Annotated in this window: 17 protein-coding genes and 2 pseudogenes; 7 read left to right on the top strand and 12 right to left on the bottom strand. The window is 64.7% G+C overall.

Going from position 1 to position 24825, the window contains the following annotated elements; all coding sequences use genetic code 11:
• Positions 1-27 precede the first annotated feature (27 nt).
• On the top strand, positions 28-1686 hold the full coding sequence (locus ACZIYR_RS06850) for a multidrug ABC transporter permease/ATP-binding protein (protein WP_483528670.1): 1659 nt from the start codon (positions 28-30) through the stop codon (positions 1684-1686).
• 138 nt (positions 1687-1824) lie between these two features.
• Positions 1825-2094 carry a type B 50S ribosomal protein L31 gene (locus tag ACZIYR_RS06855; RefSeq protein WP_473033024.1) on the top strand — a complete coding sequence of 90 codons (270 nt, stop codon included), beginning with the start codon at positions 1825-1827 and terminating at the stop codon, positions 2092-2094.
• Between the two features lie 243 nt (positions 2095-2337).
• On the opposite strand, the pseudogene ACZIYR_RS06860 reads toward ACZIYR_RS06855, so the two are convergent.
• From ACZIYR_RS06860 to ACZIYR_RS06890, 7 genes and pseudogenes are all read right to left on the bottom strand, one after another.
• Positions 2338-3078 (bottom strand): annotated as a pseudogene (locus tag ACZIYR_RS06860) (IS1634 family transposase); the annotation flags it as partial.
• A 229-nt stretch (positions 3079-3307) separates the two neighbouring features.
• On the bottom strand, positions 3308-4666 hold the full coding sequence (locus ACZIYR_RS06865; RefSeq protein WP_473032624.1) for an IS1380 family transposase: 1359 nt from the start codon (positions 4664-4666) through the stop codon (positions 3308-3310).
• Positions 4667-4759: 93 nt separating this feature from the next.
• Positions 4760-5701, bottom strand: a pseudogene (locus tag ACZIYR_RS06870) (IS1634 family transposase); the annotation flags it as partial.
• A gap of 553 nt (positions 5702-6254) precedes the next feature.
• The gene (locus ACZIYR_RS06875) at positions 6255-8351 is read right to left on the bottom strand and encodes a TonB-dependent receptor (RefSeq protein ID WP_473033025.1); all 2097 of its coding nucleotides are present in this window, start codon (positions 8349-8351) and stop codon (positions 6255-6257) included.
• 208 nt (positions 8352-8559) lie between these two features.
• Entirely contained in the window at positions 8560-9459 is a 900-nt protein-coding gene (locus ACZIYR_RS06880; RefSeq protein ID WP_473033026.1) for an ABC transporter substrate-binding protein, read from the bottom strand.
• A gap of 19 nt (positions 9460-9478) precedes the next feature.
• The gene (locus ACZIYR_RS06885) at positions 9479-10417 is read right to left on the bottom strand and encodes a ferredoxin family protein (RefSeq protein ID WP_473033027.1); all 939 of its coding nucleotides are present in this window, start codon (positions 10415-10417) and stop codon (positions 9479-9481) included.
• Complete coding sequence (locus ACZIYR_RS06890) at positions 10414-11256, bottom strand: ABC transporter ATP-binding protein (RefSeq protein WP_473033028.1); 843 nt, start codon at positions 11254-11256, stop codon at positions 10414-10416. Before ACZIYR_RS06890 ends, ACZIYR_RS06885 begins: the two co-directional genes overlap by 4 nt.
• Before the next feature lie 340 nt (positions 11257-11596).
• Here ACZIYR_RS06890 and ACZIYR_RS06895 point away from each other — a divergent pair, with 340 nt between their 5' ends.
• The 5 genes from ACZIYR_RS06895 (at position 11597) to ACZIYR_RS06915 (ending at position 19397) form a co-directional block, all read left to right on the top strand.
• Positions 11597-13408 (top strand): IucA/IucC family protein, encoded by a 1812-nt coding sequence (locus tag ACZIYR_RS06895; RefSeq protein ID WP_473033029.1) that lies wholly within the window; start codon positions 11597-11599, stop codon positions 13406-13408.
• Positions 13401-14663, top strand: coding sequence for a type III PLP-dependent enzyme (locus ACZIYR_RS06900; protein WP_483528671.1), 1263 nt, complete (start codon positions 13401-13403; stop codon positions 14661-14663). The genes ACZIYR_RS06895 and ACZIYR_RS06900 overlap by 8 nt, the downstream gene beginning before the upstream one ends.
• Before the next feature lie 44 nt (positions 14664-14707).
• A complete protein-coding gene (locus ACZIYR_RS06905; RefSeq protein ID WP_483528672.1) occupies positions 14708-16603 on the top strand; it encodes an IucA/IucC family protein in 1896 nt (631 codons plus the stop codon).
• Positions 16597-17388: an HpcH/HpaI aldolase family protein gene (locus ACZIYR_RS06910; protein ID WP_473033032.1), complete on the top strand. Its 792-nt coding sequence runs from the start codon at positions 16597-16599 to the stop codon at positions 17386-17388. Before ACZIYR_RS06905 ends, ACZIYR_RS06910 begins: the two co-directional genes overlap by 7 nt.
• A 92-nt stretch (positions 17389-17480) precedes the next feature.
• Positions 17481-19397 (top strand): IucA/IucC family protein, encoded by a 1917-nt coding sequence (locus ACZIYR_RS06915; protein ID WP_483528673.1) that lies wholly within the window; start codon positions 17481-17483, stop codon positions 19395-19397.
• Positions 19398-19468: 71 nt separating this feature from the next.
• Here ACZIYR_RS06915 and ACZIYR_RS06920 read toward each other — a convergent pair whose 3' ends face one another.
• The 5 genes from ACZIYR_RS06920 to ACZIYR_RS06940 are packed head-to-tail and all read right to left on the bottom strand — an operon-like array spanning position 19469 to position 24745.
• Entirely contained in the window at positions 19469-20092 is a 624-nt protein-coding gene (locus tag ACZIYR_RS06920) for an RraA family protein (RefSeq protein ID WP_483528674.1), read from the bottom strand.
• Between the two features lie 54 nt (positions 20093-20146).
• Entirely contained in the window at positions 20147-21193 is a 1047-nt protein-coding gene (locus ACZIYR_RS06925; RefSeq protein WP_473035012.1) for a FecCD family ABC transporter permease, read from the bottom strand.
• Positions 21194-21198: 5 nt separating this feature from the next.
• On the bottom strand, positions 21199-22197 hold the full coding sequence (locus ACZIYR_RS06930; protein WP_483528675.1) for a FecCD family ABC transporter permease: 999 nt from the start codon (positions 22195-22197) through the stop codon (positions 21199-21201).
• On the bottom strand, positions 22191-23267 hold the full coding sequence (locus ACZIYR_RS06935; RefSeq protein ID WP_473033036.1) for an ABC transporter substrate-binding protein: 1077 nt from the start codon (positions 23265-23267) through the stop codon (positions 22191-22193). Before ACZIYR_RS06935 ends, ACZIYR_RS06930 begins: the two co-directional genes overlap by 7 nt.
• Positions 23264-24745, bottom strand: a complete 1482-nt coding sequence (locus ACZIYR_RS06940; protein ID WP_483528676.1) for a DHA2 family efflux MFS transporter permease subunit — start codon at positions 24743-24745, stop codon at positions 23264-23266. The genes ACZIYR_RS06935 and ACZIYR_RS06940 overlap by 4 nt, the downstream gene beginning before the upstream one ends.
• Between the last annotated feature and the right edge of the window lie 80 nt (positions 24746-24825).

Consider the following 24825-nt stretch of genomic DNA (forward strand, 5'->3'; position numbering starts at 1 on the left):
TTCAACTCTTTGGAGGAGCCAAGGGTAATGGAGCTGTTCAGGATCGTATGGCGGGATTACCGCTGGCCATTCGTGGCCGTGGTGGTGCTGAGTCTGGCCAGTGCAGGGCTAGGCATTGGGGTCATCGCCTTTATCAATCAGCGGCTGCTGGGTATCTTTCCCGACCCCTGGCGAATCCTGCCGGAGTTCCTGGGCCTGATCGCGCTGTTGTTGGTGATCACCCTCGCGTCGCAGCTGGCCCTGACCACCCTGGGCCACCACTTCGTGTTCCGACTGCGCGGGCAGTTGATCAAGCGCATCCTGGACACCGACATCGAGCGCGTCGAGCAGATCGGCAGCGCCCGCCTGCTGGCCAGCCTGTCTACCGATGTGCGCTATATCACCGTAGCCTTCGTGCGCTTGCCGGAGCTGGTGCAGGGTGGGGTGCTGACCGTGGGGGCCTGCCTCTACCTGGGCTGGCTGTCGCCCTCGATATTGGCGGTGACGGTGTTATGGACCGCGGTCACCGTGGCGGTCTGCATGTGCCTTGTCACCTGGGTCTACCAGCATATGGCCAAGCTGCGCGAGGTCGAGGACCGGCTCTACGCGGACTATCAGTCGGTGATCGAGGGGCGCAAGGAGCTGGCGCTCAACCGCGACCGGGCCAAGTGGCTCTATCGTGACGTCTATACGCCCAATGCCGATGCCTATCGGCACCATATCGTGCGCGGCGACACCTACCACCTCAGCGCGATCAACTGGTTCAACATCATGATGCTGGGCGCCATTGGCGTGGTGTTTTTTCTGGCCAATGGGCTGGGCTGGGCGTCGGTGCAGGTGGCGACCACGTTTTCGCTCACGCTGCTCTTTCTGCGTGCCCCCTTGATCCAGGCGGTGGGGGCCGTGCCGACGCTGATCAACGCCCGGGTGGCGTTCGAGAAGCTGAGCTCGCTGGCCCTGGCGGATTACCGCGATAGCTTCGATAGCGATACTCGGCGCCATGGCTGGCAGGAGATCGTCCTCGAGCAGGTGACCTACCGCTATCCCGATGAGGAGGCGCGGCCGGGTTTCGCGATAGGGCCTATCGACCTGACCCTGCGGCGCGGCGAGGTGGTGTTTCTGATCGGCGGCAACGGCAGTGGCAAGTCGACCCTGGCGCGCTTGCTCACCGGGCTCTATCAGCCTCAGAGCGGAGTGGTGCGGGACGATGGCCGGGCACTGCAGGCGCCGGACTGGGTGACCTACCGCCAGCACTTCTCGGCGATCTACACCGACCTGCACCTGTTCGACCGCCTGATGGGGCCGGGAGGCGAGTCGCCCGATGCGACGCTGGTGGAGGAGTGGCTGGCCGCCCTGGGCATGCACAGCAAGCTCGACATCGAAGACGATCGCGTCACCAATATCAATCTCTCCCAGGGGCAGCGCAAGCGCCTGGCGATGCTGCTGGCGGTGGCCGAGCACCGTGACCTTCTGCTGCTCGACGAGTGGGCCGCCGACCAGGACCCGCAGTTCCGGCGGGTTTTCTATCGCGAGCTGTTGCCGCGTCTGCGGGCGCTGGGCAAGACACTGGTGGTGATCAGCCACGATGACCACTATTTCGACCAGGCCGACCGCCTGCTGGAGATGCGCGGCGGTCAGCTGCATGAGCTGACCGGAGAGGAGCGTAAGGCGGCGAGCAGGGATGCAGTCGCCAGGGTGGAGCAGTAGGCACGACCTTTCAGCCTCCCTTGCCGTGGATACCCAGATAGCGCCTCGCCGCTGGTGCGGCTGGGGCTCGGCGAGGGGCTTTACATAGCAATGAGAATCATATTTAATTGATATGTTATCTCATAACGCGAGGCCGACATGAAACAAGGTATTCATCCCGACTATGACTATGTGGTGTTCCGCGATACCAGCTGCGGTGCCACCTTCCTTATCCGCTCTACCTGCAAGTCGGACAAGACCATCGAGTGGGAGAATGGCAAGACCTATCCGCTGGTCGATCTCGATGTCTCCAGCGCTTCCCATCCGTTCTATACCGGCGAGCAGCGTCGTGTCTCCGCCGAGGGCCGGGTGGCGCGCTTCCAGCAGCGTTTCGGTAAGTTCTCCGCCAAGTCCCCCGAGTCGCGTTAAGGAGCGGTGTTCAGGCCGCGGGCAGGGCCTCCACCAGAAGCTCGGCGAAGCGCCGTGCCGAGGGCAGGGCGCCAAAGCTCCATGCCGCTGGCAGCGTAATATAGCTGCCGTCGCGGACGCTGGGTAAATGTTGCCATAGCGCACTGCAGCGGAGTTTTTCCTCGACGCCGGTGGGGTACCCGAGTTCGACAGTTATAAGCGTAAACCACTGATTAGCCTGGAAACATGCTTTCAAAATTGGCACTACAAGCGGGATGCAGTCGGTGCCGGCAGGCCAATGGCCTCGAAAAGGTCGCGTTGTTCAGGCTTCAGCTTGGTCAGGCCGCTCGCCGTCTCACGACGGTGAAGCAGGACCTGGTGGAACTGGATCTTGCGGGCCATTTCCAGTGCCCGCGTCGGCGACAGCGGATGATTGCTGGCCTTCAGCCGCAGCCTCAGTACCCGGTAAAGCACTAGGGCAAGGAAGCAGATCAAGGCATGGACGCGGATGCGATCCGGCAACCGGTGGTAGACCGGGGCGATCTCGATGTCGCTCTTCAGCACCCGGAAACCGCGCTCGATATCGGCCAGTGCCCGGTAGCGCTCCACGATCTGCTCGGGCTCATGGTCGGCCATGTTGGTGACCAGCAGCAGTTTGCCATCCAGCATGCGGGCGCGATCGAGGGCTCGCTGATCGAGCACATAGTTGAACGTCTCGGCGGTCAGATCGACTTTGAAAATGTGGCCGAGATGGGCGTCAGTGACGGCCTTGTAGAATCTTGCCGTCACGCCGGCATCGGAGAGCTTTCTGCCACGATAGCGGCGCCCGGCATCCTGGTTGTCCAGCTTTTCGAACCACTGGCGAGCGTCGGCCTGGAGCGCCTCGATCTTCTGATCGCGCGCAGCCGTCTGCACCTTGGCCACTTCAGGCCGGTGCGCCACGATCAACCGATGATCCTTCCAGGCCATCTCGCCGTAGGCTTCGCTATCGGCGTCCTGACAGTGCCCTGAATCAGTGAAGTCGGCGCCGACACTTCCCCTATCACCGCCAGTGCGCATTTTTTGACCTCCGATTCCGTCTCAGCCGCCGAACGCATACCTGCCATGGCCGACCAGGGCGGCGTCGACCGGCGACGGCAGCCCGTTTTGACATGCATTTCTACCCGCCGGGCACGGTGATGCTGGCTGCCGGTGACCGTCAGCCCTCTGCGTGATGTCGTTGTCCGACAGACGATCAGCATGGTGTGCCTCGGGGATAGCGAAGGCGGCATCGCAGGGTGTTCAACACCGTCATGCGCCCGATGTCCTGCCCGAAGTCGAGGATGACCTGCCGTGCCTTGTGGATCACGAGAGCCGCGCGATGTACCAACTCTTGGAGCACGGTGCGGATCCGGCGCCGCTTGGCGGGATGGCGCACCGGGCTCAGCTCGCCGGTCATGCCCATCTGGCCCATCAGCCGCAGGATGTTGTAGGCCAGCTGGGCGAGGTGCAGAATCAGATCATTGGTGGCGAACTTTCCCGACGGCAGCCGCTCCAGGTCGAGATCGGTCTTGATCTCGCTGTGAAACTGCTCATGAGTGGCATGCGCCTGGTAGCGTTTGATCACCGCCTCCGGCGCCTCGTCCAGGCTGGTCCACCAGCCTTCCAGCTCATAGTCCGGTTCGAGCAGTAACTGGCCATCGTGATCGGCGGTGCGCTCCACCAGACGCATCACGCGCTTGAGCTCGTACTCAGACCGACCATCGCGGATCGAGACGGTCTGCGTCCATAGTGCCTGGCGCTTTCCGGGGCGCAATTCTTCCCAATAGTCCGCCGCCACGGCCAGCCAGGTGTCCTGATCGGCCGTGGCCGAGTCCCGCGGGTTCCATTTGACGAGGTAGTCCAGCTGGCGGCCTTCCTCGGCAAAGGCCAGCCGCTGCCGTTCGAGAAGGGCCAGATGCGCTTGGCTGTCGAAGCCGCTGTCCTCACGCAGCAAGATAGGTCGCTCGGTCAGGCCTTGGGCGCGGGGCAGCACCCGCTCCAGGAAGGCGTTGCTCTCCTTCATGGTGTGCTGCTTGCCGGGACGCAGTTCCAGGCCCAGACACCACCCTTCGTTGCCCAGGTAGGCGGCGATTGGGGTGTAGCCGTCGACCTTCTTGTAGGTCCGCGAGACGCCTTCCTTCTTCGAGTTGCTGTTGTCCATGACGAAGGTGTCGATGTCGAGGCAGACATGTGTCGTCTCGGCGGTGATCGGTGCCTCCACCAGCGACAGCAGGGTGGTGGACCAGGTGGCGGTGCGTGCCTGCAGGTCGTTGGCGGCAAGCTTCTCCAGCCGCTGTCGCAGCGTCGCCGTGCTCGGCACCTTCTGCAGGGTCAGCAGTTGCTGGAAGGGCTTGTCGCGACGGAAGTTTTCGATGGCATCATAGTCGCTCATGCCCAGGCACAGCAGGCCCAGGTAGCTCTTGACCACGTCGCTGGTGCGCATGCCCAGCGTGGTGGGGAAGCGGCTGTCGATGCTGTCGACGCCGGCGATCTCGAAGCACTGCCCGATGATGGATAGCCCGGCGTGGCTGGTAAGGGTGCGGCGACTGGCGCGGAATTTGACGTTGGGCATGGCACTGTCTGGGTGAATGGCGATATCAGGTATATTGCCATGCAGGTCAGTGGGTTAGAAGCGCTTCAGGGGGGCAGCCTCACGGATTCAGGAGTGCGTTTGATGGAACGCCTTCAACAGGTCATCGAACTCGCCATAACGGCGGCCCGGCACCGCCAGAATGAATTCGAGGGGGCGCCCCTCGATCCTCACGGCGGACAGGGCTTCCAGATTGTCTAGAGAGAGCAGCCCCCGGTCCGCCACCAGCACGACGCGCCGCACGTTGAAGCGCTTGGTCACGGTCTCGATGGTTGGCAGCAGCGTCTTGGTTTCCGCCGCATTGCCATCGAAGACTTCATGGTGGATGGGCAGGCCTTCCGCCGTCTGCACGACACCCAGCATGAACTGTCGGGCGATCCCGCCCTCCTTCGAAGGGCCGTAGTGGCGGACGTCACTGTCGAGCGAGGTCTTGCCCTCTGCCCGGATCGTGGTGAGGTCATAGAAGACGATCGACAGCTCTTGATCGATTAGCGGCTTGAGCTGTTGTGCCAGCACGTCATTGAGGGCTTCGCTGCAATCCGAGAGGGTGTCCATGGTGCGCAGCAGGTGCTGATGACGGATCGAGGCCGTGTCGACATCAGGCACCAAGACATCCTCCAACCAGCGGAGTACGCCGAGCTTGGATTCCGGGTCACAGAGGCGGTTGAACACCATGATCCGCAGCAGCCGCTCGGCATCGAACTGGCGCTTGCTGCGCAAGACACGCCGGAAGGCGTCATCCAGGCCAAGCTCTTTCCAGAGTGACGTCAGCAGCCAGGTATCACCAACCGAACGCGCCGGCGCGAAGTCAGTCTCGCCGGTGCCTTCTTCGAGCGTCGGCTGGCCGGAGACGCGCAGCAGGCCATTGATCAGCGCGCTGGATTCGCCGGCGGTGACGGTCTCCAGGCGTCCCAGCGTGGCGATCACGCGTTGGCGCGGCTTGCCGGCCTCGTCACGGTAGGACTCGACAAGCTTCACGTAGCGGCGCGGGCCGGATTTGGTGACTTTGACGAACATGTCATCACGATAGACCGGCCAAACCACGGATGGCAAGACACCATGAGAAAAACGTGTCACTACAAGGAATTCGAATGGATTTTGCTAAGCCACTGATTTTTCAGAGTGCGGACACCGATTTCAGGCCAAAATCGGGCTGAAAGTGTCGAACTCGGGGGGTAGGGCGCCACCACGCCTCGTGCGTTGTGGTGGTCGGCGACCCGCCCCCCCCCCAGAAGGGGCTGCCCAGCAGGAACAGCATCGATCCCAGCAGGATCAACCCGGCCCACTGCGAGAATGGCAGGCCGAAGCGTTCCACTAGCACTGGCAGTGCGACCAGCAGACCGTTCTGGCCGTGGCCGAGCAGTGCCGCCCAGGCGCTGATTCGCCATAGGGGGGAAGAGGCATGGCCAGTCCTTGGTAAATACAGTTGAGAGTAGTTATCATCTGGGCGGTTGCCGTCAAGGCGGGAAATGTTTCGGCTTGTGAAATAGGGGGCGTGAGCGGGCACGAGAAACGCCCACCAAGAGGGTGGGCGTGAGGCGAACGAGTGGTATTGCGATGAAGGCGGGGATCAGTAGTCCATCGACCAGGTCAGGCTGTAGGTACGCCCGCGGCCCTGGTAGTCGTAGAGGTACTCCGGGCCGTAGTAGGGCGAATAGAACATCGCCGCGCGCTGGCCCCAGACGGTGGAGTAACTCTCGTCGAGCAGGTTCTGCACACCGAGGCTGAACTTGCCGACGTCGGTTTGTTGGCTGAGTGCCAGATCCAGTGTGGTATTACCGTCGATCTTACGATCGGCATCGTCCTTCAGGTCGAAGGTGTGGTTGACCTGCAGGCGTGCCGAGCGAACCCGATTGTGCCAGCCGACAAAAGCCGTGGCCGAGGAGAGCGAGGAGTCACGGGCGTCGCGCTTCTCCCACTCACCGACGTCGTTCTCCCGTTCGGAGCGCACCAGGTGCAGGCTGCCGCCAGCCTCGATGCCGTTATCGAAGTAGCGGGTCAAAGCGCCCTCGAGGCCGTAGTCGCGCTTTTTGTCGTCGATCACGTCGACGCTCAGGTCGCCGCTGTTGACCTCCAGTGCCTTGTCGGACCAGGCGTAATAGGCCGCCGCCTGGGCCACCCACTCCCCGCCCCGGTAGCGCCAGCCGAGCTCGACCTGATCGGTCTCGATGGCAGAGAGCGGATTCTCATCGACGCTGATGCCCGGCCGACCGTAGTACTTGGCCGGGTCGGGGAGCTCGAACCCCTGGCTGTAGCGCAGCCAGTTCTGGTGGCCGTTGCCGTAGTCGTAGAGCACGCTGGCGTTGAGCAGGGTGGCGTCGTAGTCGTTCTCGCCGCCGGGAATGTCGTTGAAGTCGTCGACCTCGACGTCGGAATGCTGGCGCCGGACACCGGCGGAGAGCTTGAGGGCGTCTGTCGCCTGCCAGTCGGTCTGGGCGAAGGCGGTGAGGCTGTCGACCCGGTAACCGGGATAGCGCGGCGCGATGCTGGCCTGCTCCTGTACCAGGCCGCCGGTTGCATCGGACACGGCCTTGTCGAAGGTCATCTGGCTGGCATAGAAGCTCTCGCGGTCGAGATCCAGGCCATAGGTAAGGTCGACTCGGTCGGTCAAGCGAGCGTCGAACAGCGCCTTGAGGCCACTGAGGTCGGTATTTTGTTGGGAGGCGCGGAATTCGGAGCCTCCGCTGATGGGGTAAGGGAAGGCCTGGAAGCTGGCCTCCTCCTGGCGATGGAAGGCCTGTAGGTAGAAGTTCTGCCCCAGCAGGTCGCCGTGATGGTACTGCAGGTTGAGCATCATGCGGTCGGTGGCCGGATCGCGGTCGGAGCGATAGCCGTCGCGGATCTGGGCATCCTCCAGGCTGGGGCTGTCGGCGGCGAGGTGCGGAAAGTAGACGCCACGGTCGCCCTCGTAGCCCGACCGGTAAAGCTGGGCGCCCAGTTCCAGGGTCTGATTGTCGTCCAGGCTGAAGGTGAGGTTGCCGAGCAGGTCGATGCTGCGGTTGTCCTGCAGGTCGGTCTGGGCGATATCGGGGAAGATCTCGTCGCCGCGGCCGTCGTACTGGCGGCCGTTGTCCTGAAAGGCGGTGCCCAGGTAAGCCTGAACCCGCTCGTTGCCGCCGCTGACCGACTGCGCAATGCGCTTGTCGAGGTCGTCGCTGTCATTGAAGCCGGTGGTGATGCCGACCTCGGTGCGCCAGCCTGGGCCGCCGGCCCGGCCCTTGCGGGTAATGATATTGATGATGCCGCCGGTGGCGCCGCCGCCATAGAGACTGCTGGCACCCGAGAGCACCTCGATGCGCTCGATGTTGAAGGGATCGATGGCGTCGAACTGGCGGGACAGGCCCCGGGAACTGTTCATCGACATTCCGTCGATCAGCACCTGCACGTTGCGCCCACGCAGGTTCTGGCCATAGTTGGTGCGGCCCTGGGGGGCCATGTCGAGCCCTGGGACGAGCCTGCCCAGGGCGGTCTTGAGATCGGCGCCGGCTTCAATCTGCTGCTGCAGCTCCTTCTTCTCGAGTATCCATGCCGCACCGGGTATCTGGCTGATCTGGGTGGGGGTGCGTGATCCTACCACGACCATGGTTTCCTGCGGTTCCTGAGCCTGCAGGGTCATGGTCGCCGAGCCGGCGACCACGGCGAAACCAAGGGGCACTCGCTTCTTCATGGGGTTCCCTTGCCTGGAAGATGTGAATGGTTCTTGCTGGAAGTGGGCAAGCATAGCATTGAAAAATATGATATCAATGATACTCATTCATATTAAAGCTGGGCTCAGGAAGGATCATATCGCCGCCGATTGTGATGTGTTGGGGCGCCGGTGCCGGCATAGGGTAGATGCGACAGTCCGCCGGCGCTGCAAGCGAATCAGCGTATTCTCAGGCCTCGGGGGCGGCAGCCAGAGCGGCTGCCAGAAGCTCGGCGAAGCGCCGTGCCGAGGGCAGGGCGCCAAAGCTCCACACCGCTGGCAGCGTAATATAGGTGCCGTCGCGGACGCTGGGTAAATGTTGCCATAGCGCACTGCGGCGGAGTTTTTCCTCGACGCCGGTGGGGTAGGGCGCCACCACGACGAGTTGCCCGTCGAGCTTCATCAGCTGTTCGAGGCCGACGAGGCTGAACCCCCAGGCGTTGGTCTCCTGCTGCCAGGCATTCTCCAGTCCCAGGCGATCCAGCACCGCGTGGAAGAGACCGTTCTCACCGAAGACCCGCACGTGCCGATCATCCATGAACTGGACCACCAGCAGGGGGCGACCCTCGTCCGGCAGACAGCTACGTAGCGCCTGGAGTTGCGCTTCTGTGGCGGCGATCAGCGCTTCGGCCGCCGCGCTGCGCTGGGTCATCTCGCCCAGCTCGCGGGTCAGCGTTAGCGCCTCCTCCCAGGTGTCGTGGCCGGGCGTATAGAGACGCAAGGTATCGACCCGACCGATTTCTCCCAGGCGTGGTGCCAGGTTGGCGAACATCGGCGAGATGACAATATGCGTAGGCGCCAGATGCGCCAATAGCTCGGTATTGGGTTGCGAGCGCAGCCCGATGTCGAGCACGTGCTCTGCCAGGCGGGGCTCTCCGACCCACTCATGATAGGCGTCTACCTGGGCAACGCCTTGGGGCGAGGCGTCGATGGCCACCAGGGTCTCGGCCAGGGTCCAGTCGAGCGAGGCCAGGCCAGCACCATTACTGGCCACGGCAGGGGTGGCTGCCAGCCATAGCCAGCCGAGTATCCCGGCCAGGCATCGAGAGCGTATCCTGTGACGAAAACCGCAAAGCAGCATTACGGGCATGACGTGACTTGAGCAGAGTTCATGAGTGCAGCGAGCCTACTTGGGTGAGCATGACCTCGGTGGCAACCCATACTTGGCTCGCTGTGGGTGGGCCCGCGTCCATATCGGCACAGGTGTCGAAGCGCCGTAGCATCCTCGGTTCGCAGCGCACCGCGAGTTGTCCGGTATCGCTTCCGCCGCGCCAGTGTATGGCTAGCCACCTCTGGCGCGATTCACGCTCGTTAGTCGGCTGGACCACCGACACCTCTCCGTTTATTCCGCGTGCGGCCAGCCACTCCAGCGCCGCGACCTGGGCACACTGTTGTATCGGGCTGAGTCGCGAATCGCCTCGGTAGCACGGCAGGTAGGGGCGGTCGTCCATCTCGCTTGCGAGCAGGGAGGGCGCATCATCTGGCGCGATGCGACCGTACTTGCGTAGTGCGGGAAACACCACGGCGCTGGCTGCGAGCCGGCAGCCGCCCAGGTGGGTGCTTTCCCAAACCTCGAAGGGGAGTCCACGCTCTGTTGCTAATGCGTCCAGAGCCTTGTATGTGGAATAACCGAATTTTGCGCAGCACTTGTCCTTCTTGCCGTGGGTACAGCACAGCAACAGCGGGCCTGTGGGCGAGGCTACCTCCCAATGGAAGAGCGGTTCGTCCCGCTGTAGCGCTGCCAAAAAAACGGCTAGCTCTTCACGCGCTACGTCGTAGCGGAGATTTTCCGGCATCAAGTAGAGGCAGTGGTCTTCGCTGGGTTGGCTGCGCCGATGAATCAGATTGACCCGCCGCCCCGCCTCGGCGATGGCCTCGAGTTGTGCCGACACCTGATCGGGCATGTCGCTGGCCTGGCGCAGGTTGCGCCGCCACTTGGCACGGGGCCAGCTGAGCAGCAGGTTACGCTCGGCGTGGGCGGCGCTGCCCGCCAGCGGGTCGCCGAGCGCCAGGCTTTCACAGGCGCAGAAGCGGTGAGCCTCACTCATGCCGAGATTTCCTCCTGTACGGCTCCCAGCGCCGCCGCCCGACCAAGGGCCGGCACGCAGACCGGCTTGCCGGTATTCGGCGCGCGCATCACCTCGGCGTCGAGGCCGAAGACCTGCTTCAGGTTGGCTGTGGTGAAGACCTCGTTCGGGGAGCCGCGATGCTCGATGCGTCCGTCGCGCATCATTACCAGCTCGTCGGCATAGGCAGCGGCCAGGTTGAGGTCGTGGAGGACCACCAGCAGGGTGCGGCCACGTTCGTGGGCCAGCCGTACCAGCAGCTCCAGCAGGTCGACCTGTACCTTGAGATCGAGAAAGGTGGTCGGCTCGTCGAGCAGGATGAGATCGGTCTCCTGGGCCAGCACCATGGCGATCCAGCAGCGCTGGCGCTGGCCGCCGGAGAGGGCGTCGACGCTGCGCTCGGCGAAGTCCGCGACATCGGCATAGGCCATCGCCGCGCGGATGGCGCGGGCATCCTGCTCGGCATCCTGTCGCCATAGCCGCTGGTGGGGAAAGCGTCCCATGCCGACCAACTGCCTGACGGTGAGGCCTTCCGGGGCGGAAGGGCCCTGGGGCAGGATGCCCAGGCGCTGTGCCACCTCTCGCGTGTTGCGGCGGTGGATGTCCTGGCCATCGAGGCAGACCCGCCCGGCGCTGGGCGTCAGGGTGCGCGCCAGCGTCTTCAGCAGCGTCGACTTGCCGCTACCGTTGGGGCCGAGCAGCACCGTCAGCTTGCCTTCGGACACCGCCAGGTCGACGCCGTCCAGCACGCGGCGGGATTCGTACCCGGCGCGTAGGGCTTCGCCCGTTAGTCGAGGTGGCCTGGCTGCTATCGAGGGCATGGGATAGGGGCTCGTCGGTGTGGCTCCTGGACCGGATCACTCTAAGGAAAAAAGTTCTCATTTTCAACGTCGGCCGACACCTGTTCGGTCTTTCACCACGCTGGGAGGTCAGGCGATGGCGAACGATGCATTGGCAACTCGGGGCATGCATTGACATTAATGATTATTGTAATCATTCTCATCTAAGAAAACGCTGGCAGATAACCACCACTGCATGACGACTTCGCCAAGTGACTAGCGAGGGACGCGCGGATTCACCCATCCACAGGAGCCTTGCGCCGACGGTACGGCAAACCTGGGGGGGTGGGTCTTCAAAGGAAGGCATTGTTGCGGAGGCCATATGAGCTATGCCCGTATCTCTCGCTTACCCGGCGAGACGAGCCGACATGCATCCACGCATGCGTTGCTGAATTGCATCATCAAGGAAGTGGCCATTCCCCATGACACCTTGACCTATCGATGGCCGGTTCGGCGGGAGGAGCTGCCGGAGCGTCTGCATGGCACGCCTTTGTTGATCGAGTGGTCGGCATCGTTGTCGTTGTTCGTGATGGTGGATCGGCGCTCGGTGATCGGCAGCCATTTCTATCTTTCCGATGTCTACCTTCGGGAATCGGGGGCCGCCGGCTGGCATGTCCCCGAGATGGCGGAGTTGATCGACTCCCTGCTGGCGCACTGCCAGTGGCATGACGGCACGCTCAATCAGGAGCTTCGCGATCAGGTCGTGCAAAGTCAGGAGGTCATGACGACGATCGTCGCGCATGCCGTCGACCATCCCGGACGTCATCCATTGACGGATTATCGTCGGAGCGAGCAGGGGCTATGGTTCGGCCATCCCAATCACCCCACGCCCAAGGCCAGGCAATGGCCGCCTCACCTGTTGCAGGACAGGCCCGCCTATGCCCCGGAATTCAATGCGACCACGGCCCTGCACCAGTTTTCCTTCCCTGTGGAGGGGCTGAGTGTCCAGGCCAATCGGCTGACTGACCGGGATGTGCTGTTGAATGTGGCCGACCAGACCCATGCCGAGGGTGACGAGCGCAGGGTGCTCAGCATGCACCCGGTGCAGGCCGATCTCTTTCGGCGGGATCCCCGGGTGGCGGAGTTGATTCGCCACGGCATCATCGGCGATCTCGGGCAGAGCGGCTGGTCCGCCGCGCCCACCGCTTCCATGCGCACCTGGTATATCGAGGGCCATCCCTGGTTCCTCAAGGGATCGCTCAATGTGCGCATCACCAATTGCGTACGCAAGAACGCCTGGTACGAGCTGGAGAGCACGTTGGTCATCGACCGCATCATGCACCGGCTCGCCCGGATGAAGGACTCGGTGCTGGAGGCGCTGTGCGTGGCCCAGGAACCGGCCACGGTGCACTGGGCGCCGACCGAGGGCGACGACGCCGTGAAGCGCTGGTTCCGGGAGCAGACCGGCGTGATCCTGCGGGAAAACTTCTGTCAGCGATTCGCGCCCGAACACTGCCTGCTCAGCGCGACGCTGTTCGCCCGCGATACCCAGTTGGCGCCTCTGGTGTTGTCCTTCATCGGCGGTTCGACGCACGGCGAGGGTGAGCAGGCACTGCCGTCGGAGCGCCGCGTTCGCCAGTGGTTCCAGGCCTATCTGCGCACGCTGGTGGCGCCGGTCATGGGGCTGTTCTTCCGTCATGGCATCGTCATGGAACCTCATTTGCAGAATTGCGTTCTGATCCACGACGAGGGCATGCCCTGGAAGATGCTGCTGCGTGACTTCGAAGGGGTCAAGCTGACCGACGACAAGGGCGTGGACTGGCTCGCGGGGGAGTCTCTGCATCCCCGCGTCAGGGAGTCGATGACCTACCGCCGCGAGCAGGGGTGGAACCGGATCGCCTATTGCCTGCTCGTCAACCATGTCGCCGAGGCGATCCTGGCGCTGAGCTGGCAGCGCCCCGAGCTGGGCGATGCCCTGTGGCAGGACACCCTGGACGAGTTGCGGCGCGTTCGACAGACCCTGGACATACCGGCCCCCGAGCTGGATGCGCTGCTCGAGGGAGGTGATCTGCCCTGCAAGACCAACTTCAAGCTACGGCTCATGGCCCAGGCGGACCGCCAGGCCGAGTACGTAGCGCTGCCCAGTCCCTGGCAGGTCGCCCGGACGGTGGACAGGGAGGTGGCTTATGGCTGAGCACTTTCCAATTCCCGGGCACATCTTCGATGCCATCGAGGCGCATCGACAGGCATGCCGCGATCCCATGGCAGCGTTCTTCTATGACCTGCCGGCGCTCGCGGCGAAGGGCAGTGCCATGAAGGCGGCATTGCCGTCGGGCGTCGAGCTCTACTACGCGATCAAGGCCAACAGCGAGGCGGCCATCATCGATACGCTGGCGCCCGTGGTGGATGGGCTCGAGCTGTCGTCCGGCGGCGAGATCGAGCGTGCCTGCGCCTGTTCGACGCCGCGCCCCTGGGTGCTCTCGGGACCGGGCAAGCTCGACGCCGACATGCGTGAGGCCATGAGCCGAGGTGTCGAGGCTTTCCATGTCGAAAGTCTCGGCGAAGTGGCTCGCCTGCAGGCGATCGCGGCATCGCTGGGGCGCGTGCAGCCCGTGCTCGTGCGCATCAATCCCTCGCTGCCCGCGGATTTCTCCAGCCGCCTGAGGATGGCCGGCACCGCCACGCCTTTCGGTATCGATGAGGCGCAGTTGGCCGATGCCGTGCAAGCGGTGGATGAGGCCCCAAACCTGACGCTCGTCGGCTTCCACGTGCATGCCATGTCGCACCAGAAATGCGAGCAGCGACACCAGCGGCTTTTGGCATTCTATCTGGAGCGCTGGCCCGAGTGGCGCGCGCTGTCCCGCCATCCGGAGCAGGTGGTCCAGCTTAACGTGGGGGGCGGTATCGGCGTGAACTATCTCCAGCCGTCCGAGCAGTTCGACTGGCCTGGCCTGTGCCGGGCCCTGGAGCGATGCCTGTCGACCATGCACGAGCCGCCGTTGGTGCGCTTCGAGGTCGGTCGTTTTCTCTCGGCCTTCTGTGGCTACTACGCGGTCGAGGTGCTCGATACCAAGGTCAGCCATGGGGAAGGCTTTCTCGTCTGTCGGGGCGGCACGCACCAGTTTCGCCTGCCCGCGGCCCAGGGGCACGACCACCCGGTCATCCATGTGCCGCGCGATCCTCGGCGGGCGCGTGAGGGTGAGCGCCGGGCCTGGACCGTGGTGGGGCAGCTCTGTACTCCGAAGGATGTGTTGAGCCGCCAGCAGGCGATGCAAGGGGTCGAGGTGGGAGACCTGCTGGTGCTGCCGTTGGCCGGCGCCTATGGCTACAACATCTCTCACGCGGACTTCCTGTGCCACCCACGTCCCGATCAGATCTTCGTCTCCGCAAGCCGCGAGGGCAGCGTCCCAGAGACGAGGGCTCAACGGCGCGCCGAGCCGGTGAGCTGACCGAGAGGGTCGCCGTTCCATTTATCAGGCTTTGAAGGTACATCATGTCATCTCATGAACGTGTTCTGCCGCAGGCCGCGGCAACGCTGGGCGACGCTGACGCCCCGGGATTCGTCTCCACGCCTTTCGCTTCCCCGGAGCACTGGCGGCATCACGCCCGCATCGAGCAGCGTGTCATCGGCCAACTGTTACAGACCCTGCTCTATGAAGACGTGCTCCCCCACGAGGTCGCCGGCGAGCCGTCATTCGGTATCTCCGGTGCCACCTCGTTCTCCTTGACCCTGGGCGAGCGCCACTATCAGGTGAGCGGCTGGCAATGCCACAGTTTCCGGTTGATTCGTCTCGAGCACTCCACGCTGACGGTCGAGGACCATGAGGGCACCCCGGCGCCATTGAGCCTGCAGCGGTTCCTCGAGGACCTCGAGGCGGCGTTGGGGGATGCCGCGATTCAGCCCGGCTTCGTCAACGAGCTGACGCAGACGCTAGTCAAGGACGTGCAGTCATCCGCCTGGCCGGTGTCCTATCGTGAGACACCGCAGACGTTGGATGCCGATGCCCTGGAGCAGTACTTCACCGACGCGCACAGCTATCATCCCTGCTACAAGTCACGGCTCGGCTTTTCCCTGCGGGACAACCAGCGTTATGGGCCGGAGTTCGCGCAGCCGCTGCGGGTTTGGTGGCTTGCCGTGCCGGCCCGCCTGGCGCACCAGGGAGCGGTCAGCGGAATGGCGCTGGTCGAACGGGTCGCGGAGGATCCCGGGCCGCGAGTGCTGGCGAGTCTGGATGACTACCTGGCGCGGCGGCGGCTGGCGCGAGACGAGGTCGTGCTGATGCCGGTGCATCCTTGGCAGTGGGAAAACGCGCTGGTGCCCGCGCTCTACCCGGAACTGGCCAGTGGCGAGATCGTTTTGCTGGGCGAGGGCGAGACGACCTATACCGCCCAGCAGTCGATCCGCACCCTGGCCCCGCAGGATACGGACAAGCCGTATCTCAAGCTGGCGATGAGCATCACCAATACGTCCAGCACGCGCATCCTGGCGCGCCATACCGTGACCAACGCGCCCGTCATTACCCAGTGGCTTCAGCGGCTCATCGACACGGACGCGACCGCCAGGGCGGCGGGATTCGTGATCCTGGGCGAGGTCGCCGGCGTGGCGCTGGACGAGCGCGCCTTTCCCGAGTCCCGATACAACGACGTCTATGGCAAGGTCGGTGCCATCTGGCGGCAGAACGTCAGTGAATTCCTGCAGGACGGCGAGCGGGCCGTGCCCTTCAATGGGCTGAGCCAGTTCACGCGAGATGCCCAGGGGGAACCCGTCGCCCCCTTCATCGCCCCCTGGGTGGAGCGTCATGGGCTGGAAGCCTGGACCCGGCAGCTCGTGCAGGTCGCCACCTTGCCGATCATCCACATGCTGTTCGCCGAGGGGGTGGGGATGGAGTCCCATGGCCAGAATATCGTGGTCATCCACCGTGACGGCTGGCCGCTCAGGGTGGCATTGAAGGACTTCCATGATGGCGTGCGCTTCAGTGCGTCGCATCTGGCACGGCCCGAGCTGGCACCTGTCCTGGAGCCCGTGCCCGATCGCCATGCCGCCCTCAACCGCAATTCCTTCATCGTCACCGATGACCTGGAGGCGGTGCGCGATTACTCCTGTGATGCCTTCTTCTTCATCGCCCTGGCTGAGATGGCCGTCTTCCTGCGTCGGCACTTTGGCCTGGAAGAGTCGCGTTTCTGGGCCATGACAGCGGACGTGATCAAGGCCTACCAAGAGGCGCACCCGCAGCACGGTGAGCGCTACCGCCGCTTCGATGTCTTCGCTCCCCGGTGGGAGGTGGAAGCCCTGACCCGTCGTCGTCTCTTCGGCGATGACGATCCCCAGGTCAAGCATGTGCCCAACCCGCTGGCGGCCTTTGCGCCGGAGAGGGCGGTGTCATGCTGAGGGCCAATCGACTGAAGCGGGCGTTGGCCGAAGGGCGGGAAGTCCACGGTGTCATGGCCTCCCTGCCCACGGCGGCCTCCATCGAACTGATCGCGGAGGCGGGCTTCGACTTCGTGGTGATCGATACCGAACACGTGCTGATCAACCCGGAAACCGTCGAGCACATGATCCGTACCGCCGAGAGTTACCGGCTGACGCCACTGGTTCGGGTCGCGGATGCCGACCCCAAGGCGCTGCTGCGCCTGCTCGACGGCGGCGCCCAGGGCATCGTGCTGCCCAACGTGGAAGACCCCGAGACCCTCGAGCGGGCCGTGGCCGCGTGCAAGTACGCCCCGGAAGGCGAGCGCAGCCTCAATGCCGGGCGTCCCGGTTCCTTCGGCAACGCCTCCCTGGCGGAATACGTCGTGCAGGCGAATCGGGAGATCATGGTGGTCGCCATGATCGAGAGCCGCCAAGGGGTGGCAAGGATCGAGGCGATTTGCGGCGTGCCGGGCCTCGACATGGTGCTGGAGGGGGCGGCGGACCTGTCCCAGTCCCTGGGCGTGACCTGGCAGCCCGGTCATCCCGATGTTGTCCAGGCGCTGGAGACGGTCCAGCGCACGGCGAGCGAACGGGGCCTTCCCTACTGCGCCTTCCTGCGTCAGCCAGGCGCCAAGGCCCGGTGGCAGGCGCGTGGCGTCAGCACCTTCATGTTGGGCGACGAGCGTGGCATTGCCTTTCGTGCCTTGCAGAAGGCGCTCGGCGAGGCCAGGGGCGCCGAGCAGCAAGAGGCCTCGCCATCATGAGTTCACCGATGACGCATTTTCCCCTTTCTGATCATCGAGCGAGCCATGTGCCCTCGCTCGACCGTACTGATACCGCTTCGGAGTTCACGACCATGGAATCTTTCAATGCCCAGCACCATGCCCAGGCGCAGATCATGCAGTCATTGGTGGATGGTCTGCTGATAGAGGGCATGCTGGACGATCTCGGCGCGGTCTGGCAGGACGCCTCCGAGGTCGATGACGAGGTTACCCGCCTGCCGGTGTTCCAGGCCCATGGCGGGCAACCCTCGCGCTGGTTCTGGAGCTGGCCCCAGGATCGGCATCAACGCGTGGTCATGCTGCTGCAGTCCGGTATCGCCCAGGCGTGGGAAAAGGTGCCTCGGACCCCGGTGATCGTGGTGGATGACGCGAGGGGTGAGTGGGCGTCACTCGATCCGGTTACCTTGATGCGTTGTGTCTTCGGTGCCATGGCAGAAGGTGACGATCAGGCCCTGGGACAAGGGCAGCAAGTGTTTCTCGAGGCGCTTGCCGACAGCCTCTGGCAGGCGGAACGTTCGGTGGAGCACCGGGTGGCGACACGAGACTTGCTGCGCCGCGATACGGCCGAGCATTTCGCGATCATGGAGCAGTGGGCGTCGTTGCTCGACCGACCCTACCATCCCACGGCGAAGGCCAAGCAGGGACTCAGTGAGGACGAGTATCGCGCCTACATGGCAGAGTTCGATGCGCCCATCACGCTGCGCTGGGTCGCGATGGCCCGCGACCGGGTGATGACCGGTGCTGGAGTCGACGAGGCGTGTCCGGCACCGATGGCATGGCTCGTCAGTGATGAGGACCGTCAAGCGCTGGATCGGGAGATGAGCTCACGGGGCCTGGCTCGGACACACGTTGCCATTCCCGTGCATCCCTGGCAGCACGAGCATGCGCTGCCCCACTGGCTGGAAGCGGCCTTCGCGGTGGGCGACTGCGTCTCGCTGGAGACGGTCACGGCTCCCTGGCTGGCGACGTCCTCGCTTCGCTCCTTGGCCCCGACCATGGCGAGTCCGCATTACCTGAAGCTGCCGATGGCCATCCATTCCCTGGGGGCGTCGCGTTACCTGCCGGCGGTCAAGATGTTCAATGGCGATCTCAGCGCCCGCCTGCTGCACCAGGCCAAGGAGAAGGACGCCCGGCTCGCCGAGGGGCTCTACCTATGCGACGAAGGCAAATGGTGGGCCTACATGCCGGAGGAGGCGACGCTGTTCGACGAAGCGCCGCGGCACTTGTCTGCCATGGTGCGCAGTTATCCTCGAGCCTTGCTGGAGGACCCGAACGTGCGCCTGGTGCCCATGGCCACCCTGGGGACACCGCTGCCGGGCGGCGAGCACCATGTGTTCGACGACTGGCTGGCACAGCGCGGCATGACGGCCGGCCCCGATGCGATTCGGGCGCTGTTGGGCGAGCTGAGCGATACCTTCTTCGATATCAACCTGCGCATGTTCCGGCTCGGCATGCTGGCCGAAGTGCATGGCCAGAATGCCGTTCTGGTGTTCAGAGAAGGACGGTGCGAGGGATTGCTGCTGCGCGACCATGACTCGCTGAGGATCAATGTCGCGCGCCTGGAGCGGCACGGCATGCAGGACCCGTGCTACTGCATCAAGCCCGGCCACGCCAACACCCTGTACCACGACAGTCTCGAGGCCCTGCTGTTCTGGCTTCAGACCCTGGCCATACAGGTCAACCTGAGGGCGATCATCGAGACGCTGGCGGAACATTACGCCTTGCCGGTTCGCGATCTCTGGCGAGAGGTGGCGGCTCGTCTCGCGGCCCGGATCGAGGCGATTCCCTTCGACGATCGCGACCGCGAGATGCTCAAGGAGGCGCTCTTCGAGAGGGCGCAATGGCCATACAAGCGTCTCATCACGCCGATCATCGAGCGCGCCGGGGGACCGGGCAGCATGCCCTTCGGTACCAGCTTGACCTGCAATCCGTTCATCCGCGCAGGCCTGCCGGATGCGGCCATGCCCGCCGAGGCGCTGAGCGAGGCCTGAGACGAACGGCGCCCGATACGCCCCACACCGCCCGACATGCCATCGGGCGGTGTTTTTCTACGGGCGTGTTGTCAGCGGAACCACTCGGGGAATTCGGCCTCGATGGCGTGTCGCTTTTCTTCCTCCTGTGCCTGCTTTTCCTCCGCAGCGTTGGCCAGCGCGTCGGCACGGTGCGGCGGAATGACGAAAAGCCCATCGTCGTCGCCTAGCACCAGGTCGCCGGGATTGATCGTGACGCCGTCGATGGCGACCGGAGTATTGATCTCTCCTTCCAGCTCCAGCGCTCTGGTGGTCAGTGGGCTGGTCGAACTGGCGTAGATGGGCAGGTTCAGCCGGGACAGGGCGTCCCAATCGGTGATCGCGCCGTTGGTGACGACCCCCGCAAGCTGCTTGCGCAAGGCGGCGTAGGCTCGGAACTCACCCCAGCAAGCACGATGCTGGTCGCCGGAGACATCGATCACCAGCACATCGCCCGGGCAGGCCATCTTCAGCGCCTCGCGGATGATGCTACCGTCGACATGGGGGATCCTGACCGTCACGGCCGTGCCGAGAAGCCGGATAGGACGACGCAGTGGCGTGAGCGAGGCAATGGCGCCGAAGTCGGTAAGGTGTCCCAGGGTGGAGGTGGCAAGCGTTCGATAGCGTTGCCGTTGCTGTGCCGTGAGGGTGTCCTGGCGGGGGGCGATATGAAACATGGGCTTTCCCTGGTCGTGCCATGAAGTGAATGGGGCGATGATCGGCCGGCCGATTCAGTGACGGCGGCCACGGGAGCGATGCAGCAGATAGACGAAGAAGGGCGCGCCGACTCCCGAGACGAAGATGCCGGCGGGCAGGTCCTTGGGCAGGAAGGCCACGCGGCCGATCAGATCGGCATAGAGCACGATCAGGGCGCCGATCAGGGCGGCGGCAGGCATCAGTCGGGCGAAGCCTCGTCCCACCAAGCGAGCCGCGATATGCGGAGCGATCAGGCCCACGAAGCTTAGCCCGCCGGCGAAGGCCACGGCCGCGCCCGCCAGAGCCACGCTGCAGGCCATCAACACCAGGCGGCTGCGCAGGAGGCTCACGCCCAGCCCCTGGGCAACCGCGTCGCCCAGCGTCATGGCATCCATGTGCCGCGCCAGGGACAGGCACAGGGGAACGGCGACCAGCAGCCAGGGCAGCAGGCCGAACACGTCTTGCCACTGGGCGGCGTAGAGGCTGCCGGTCAGCCACACATAGGCGACCATGGCCGACGCATCGTCGCTGATCACGATCAGCAGGGTGGTCACAGCCCCCATGGCGGCGGAGAGGCCGATGCCGACCAGCACCATGCGCGAGGGCGTGATGCCGCCTTTCCAGGCCAGTAGAAACACCAGCATGGCGGACAGCAACGCGCCGGCGAGCGCGGCAGCCGGCAGCCAGTGGATGCTCAGGCCGGTGCCAAAGAGTGCCAGGAAGGCGACGGCGGTCATGGCAGCACCGCTGGTGATGCCGATCACATCCGGCGAGGCCAGCGGGTTGCGCACGATGCCTTGCAGGATGGCGCCGGCCACGGCCAGAGCCGCTCCCACCAGCACGGCCAGCACGATGCGTGGCAGGCGCAGCTCCCAGATGATGAAGGCAATGTCGCTGTCCTGTGGCGTGGCCAGCGCATCCAATACGTTCACGAACGGCGTGGGGAAACTGCCGAGGCCGAGCGACACGCCCATGCTGGCGAGCAAGACCAGCAGGAGCAGGATGGTGACGCCCAGGTCGCGGAACCGGCGGGCCTCGAGGGAACGCTCGCCCTGGCGTTTCAGGGAAGGGGAGGCGGTCATGGTCATCAGGCCTGCTTCCTGCGCGCCAGATAAATGAAGAAAGGCGTGCCGATCAGGGCGGTCATCACGCCAACCGGAACATCCTGAGGGGCCATCAGGAAGCGCGATGCCACATCGGCCAGCAGCAGCAGGCTCGCGCCCAGCAGGGCGCAGGCCGGTAGCAGCCAGCGGTGGTCGACGCCGAAGATCCCCCGCGCCATATGCGGCACGATAAGCCCGACGAAGCCGATCATGCCGGCCAGCGCGACCGAGCTGCCGGCCAGCAGGATCACCGCCAGGCCGAGCAGCAGCTTGATGGTACCGGCACGCATGCCCAAGCCTTCGGCCATGTCGTCGCCCAGCAACAGGGCATTGGCGTGCCTGACGAGCAGGGCGCACAGCAGCAGGGCGATACCGAACAGCGGCAGCAGCGGCACTACCAGCGAGAGTTCCCGCCCGGACACGGAGCCGGCCAGCCAGTACAGCACGCTCTCGAAGCTCTGGCGGTCGATGATCAGCAGGCCCTGGCTGAAGGAAACGAACATGGCCGTGACGGCCACGCCGGCCAGGACGACCCGCAGCGGCGACAGCTCCCCCTGACGGCCGCGACTCAACATCATCACCAGGCAAGCGGCGACGAGCCCGCCCAGCAGTGCTGCCCAGACATAGTCGGCCGGTGCGTGGAGGGGCAGCAGCGAGACCGCGATCACCACGAAGAACATGGCTCCCGCGTTGATCCCCAAGATACCCGGCGAGGCCAGTGGATTGCGGGTCATGGTCTGCATCAGGGCGCCGGCGATGGCCAGGCTCGCGCCGACCAGGGCGGCGATGACCGCCCGGGGCAGGCGCTCCGTGACGATGATGATATGAGCGACCCGTGAGGGATCGTAGTGCATCAGGGCCTTGGCGAAGGTCGGCGGGGCGATCTCCGTGGTGCCCAGCATGACGCTTGCCGCGAAGGCCGCCGCGACCAGCATCATGCCCACCAGCAGCCCCGCGATCCGTGACAAACGGCAACTCAGCATGCGGCTGGCTCCTCGTCCCTGTGGGATGCCACGGCGGTATCGCCGGCGCATGCCGTGGCCGCGGCGTCTGAGGATATCGCGCCGGCCGAGCTATCTGGCGAAGAGGCCGTGTGCCCGGTGTGGGGCGCCAGTCCGTAGTGACGGTAGAGGTCGTCCAGCATGGCGTTGGCGGCCAGGATGCCGCCGCCCATGATCCAGTTCACGGCATCCACCTCGAAGACGCGCTCGTTTTGCACGGCATCCAGCCGCTGCCAGAGCGGGTGGGCGGTCCAGTGCCGATAGTTCTGGATGATGGCGGGGTCATCCGGTTCCATCAGCACGAAGATCACGTCGGCATTGATGACCGGGATGTTCTCCTTGCTGGTCAGCTTCATGCCCCACCCTTGATCCTGGACGGATGCCGGCTGCTCGAAGCCCAGCTCATCGAGAATGGAGCCGGCGAAGCCTGTGGAATAGAGACGCACATGGTCGCTCTTGAAGCGTACCACGGCGGCCTTCTGGGCCCAGTCGTCGCCCAGGCGGTCGGCGATCTTGCGGCGAAAGTCCGCCACGCGCTCGTTCCAGTCCCGCAGCAAGGCGCGGGCGCGGGGCTCCCGGCCTGTGGCCTCGGCCATCAGCGACAGGGTGGCCTTGAAGTCGAAGACGGTGCTGGTGGCGACCGTCGGCGCGATCTTCTCCAGCAGCGGCCTGACCCGCTCATGGCGGAAGCGCGTGGCCACGATCAGGTCGGGATCCAGCCAGGCCACCTTCTCCAGGTTGGGTTGGGTCTCCAGGCCGACGTGTTCCACACCATCCAGCGCATCACGCAGGTAGCGATACATGGGCTGCTCCAGCCAGGAGTCGACAACGCCGACCGGCCTGATGCCGAGTGCCATCGCGCTGTCCGTCGCGCCCTGATAGAGGGTGACGACCCGCTGCGGTGTGGCGGGGATGACCGTGTCGCCGAAATCATTGGGGACGATGCGCATGCCTTGGGTGTCGTCTGCGGCGAGGGTGATAGGCCCCAACGGCATGATGGACAGTAGCAGCGCCGTCAGCCACAAGCGCCGGATCCTGGCGCGAGTCTTCATTCCGGCCTCCTGGGGGATGCGGTCTTCAGGGAATGCCCGGGCGGGTGGAAGGGCGCTGCCGCCTCGCTGGGCGATGGCGGATCACCCCGCGACACAGCGCGACCGAGCCGCCAGGTCAATGGCAGGCAGAGCACGGCGATGGCCGCCAGGGCCAGGAAGGCGTGGTGGAGGGCGGCAGCGCTCGCCTCGGTGTAGGGGATGCCCTGCTGCAGCGCAGCCTGCACGGCCGTGTCGTAGTGAATGGACAGCGCGACGATACCGAGCGACGAGACCATACGCCGGGACATGTTGTTCATGGCCGAGGCCTGGGCGACCTGTGACTCGGGCAGGTCACGCATGCCCACCGTGGTGGAGGGCAGGTAGGCGCAGCCGAGGCCGAGACCGCGCAGGCCCATCCAGGCACCGATCATCCACACCGGCGTGGCCTCCGTCAGGGTGGCGAGCCCGAGCAGGCTGGCCATGGTGATCAACAGTCCGGCGCCGATGCAGCATTGCGGCGGGTAGCGGTCGATCAGGCGCCCCGCGATGGGCGAGCAGGCGGAGGCGGCCAGCGCGGTGGCCAGGAACACCAGCCCCGTGGTCAGCGGGCCGAAGCCCAGTGCATTCTGCATCCACAGTGGCACCAGCAGGATGCAGCCGAACAGGATAATCGACTGCAGGCAGGCCAGGATGACGCTGAGGCGATATCCCGGGTGAGCAAACAGGGAGAGATCGAGCAGCGGCGTATCGGCGCCTCGCTCGACGCGCACGAAGAGTGAAAGTGCCAGGAGACCGGCCGTGAGCGGGAGAAGGGCTTGGAAGCTCAGGAGGTCCGTCAGCGTTTCCACCTGGCTGAGCGAGAACAGCACCGCGCCCATGCCCAGGGTAATCAGCGCAAAGCCTGGCAGATCGAACCGACGCCGGTGGTTGGAGGGGTCTGCCGAAAGATAGCGATAGCCACACAGCAGCCCCAGCAGCGCAAACGGCATGTTCATCAGGAACAGTGCTCGCCAGTGGCTGACTTCGAGCAACAGCCCGCCGACACTAGGGCCAATGGCCGGGGCGATCATCACTGCAAAGCCCCAGATCCCGCTGGCACGGCCTCTCTGGTCGCCGGGGTAGGCAGAGAAAATCAGTGACAGGGACAGGGGAATCATCAGTCCCGCCGCAACGCCCTGTAGGCCACGCGCGAGGATGATACCGGTAAGGCTCTGGGCCATGGCACCGAGGGCAGAACCTGCCAGAAACCCCCACAGCCCCAGTAGATAAACACGCTTGCGGCCAAACCTGTCGGCCAGGTAGCCGGTCAGCGGCATGGTCATGCCCATGGTGATCATGAACAGCGTCACCACCCAGCTGACCGCCGTGGCGCTGGCCTCGAAGGTGGCCATCAGTTCGGCCACGGCAAGGTTCAGGGCGCTGTTGTTGAGGCTGACGGTAAAGGTGCCCAGCAGCACACTGATCAGCTTTTTTCCGCCCTGCACGGAAGCATTCGGCATGGACACTCACTCGGCGGGGCACGACGGGCGCTGGTGGGGCGATGCGCCTGCGTGAAATGCGTCATGGGGCAGGATGATGC

This window comes from Billgrantia sp. NRB1 (genome assembly GCF_056921725.1).

Coding starts and splice junctions, on each gene's coding strand:
- ACZIYR_RS06910 (WP_473033032.1), top strand. CDS start 16,597: ATGCTGAGGGCCAATCGACTGAAGCGGGCGTTGGCCGAAGGGCGGGAA.
- ACZIYR_RS06875 (WP_473033025.1), bottom strand. CDS start 8,351: ATGAAGAAGCGAGTGCCCCTTGGTTTCGCCGTGGTCGCCGGCTCGGCG.
- ACZIYR_RS06915 (WP_483528673.1), top strand. CDS start 17,481: ATGGAATCTTTCAATGCCCAGCACCATGCCCAGGCGCAGATCATGCAG.
- ACZIYR_RS06905 (WP_483528672.1), top strand. CDS start 14,708: ATGTCATCTCATGAACGTGTTCTGCCGCAGGCCGCGGCAACGCTGGGC.
- ACZIYR_RS06940 (WP_483528676.1), bottom strand. CDS start 24,745: ATGCCGAATGCTTCCGTGCAGGGCGGAAAAAAGCTGATCAGTGTGCTG.
- ACZIYR_RS06935 (WP_473033036.1), bottom strand. CDS start 23,267: ATGAAGACTCGCGCCAGGATCCGGCGCTTGTGGCTGACGGCGCTGCTA.
- ACZIYR_RS06890 (WP_473033028.1), bottom strand. CDS start 11,256: ATGCCCTCGATAGCAGCCAGGCCACCTCGACTAACGGGCGAAGCCCTA.
- ACZIYR_RS06865 (WP_473032624.1), bottom strand. CDS start 4,666: ATGCCCAACGTCAAATTCCGCGCCAGTCGCCGCACCCTTACCAGCCAC.
- ACZIYR_RS06885 (WP_473033027.1), bottom strand. CDS start 10,417: ATGAGTGAGGCTCACCGCTTCTGCGCCTGTGAAAGCCTGGCGCTCGGC.
- ACZIYR_RS06900 (WP_483528671.1), top strand. CDS start 13,401: ATGGCTGAGCACTTTCCAATTCCCGGGCACATCTTCGATGCCATCGAG.
- ACZIYR_RS06920 (WP_483528674.1), bottom strand. CDS start 20,092: ATGTTTCATATCGCCCCCCGCCAGGACACCCTCACGGCACAGCAACGG.
- ACZIYR_RS06880 (WP_473033026.1), bottom strand. CDS start 9,459: ATGCCCGTAATGCTGCTTTGCGGTTTTCGTCACAGGATACGCTCTCGA.
- ACZIYR_RS06855 (WP_473033024.1), top strand. CDS start 1,825: ATGAAACAAGGTATTCATCCCGACTATGACTATGTGGTGTTCCGCGAT.
- ACZIYR_RS06850 (WP_483528670.1), top strand. CDS start 28: ATGGAGCTGTTCAGGATCGTATGGCGGGATTACCGCTGGCCATTCGTG.
- ACZIYR_RS06925 (WP_473035012.1), bottom strand. CDS start 21,193: ATGACCGCCTCCCCTTCCCTGAAACGCCAGGGCGAGCGTTCCCTCGAG.
- ACZIYR_RS06930 (WP_483528675.1), bottom strand. CDS start 22,197: ATGCTGAGTTGCCGTTTGTCACGGATCGCGGGGCTGCTGGTGGGCATG.
- ACZIYR_RS06895 (WP_473033029.1), top strand. CDS start 11,597: ATGAGCTATGCCCGTATCTCTCGCTTACCCGGCGAGACGAGCCGACAT.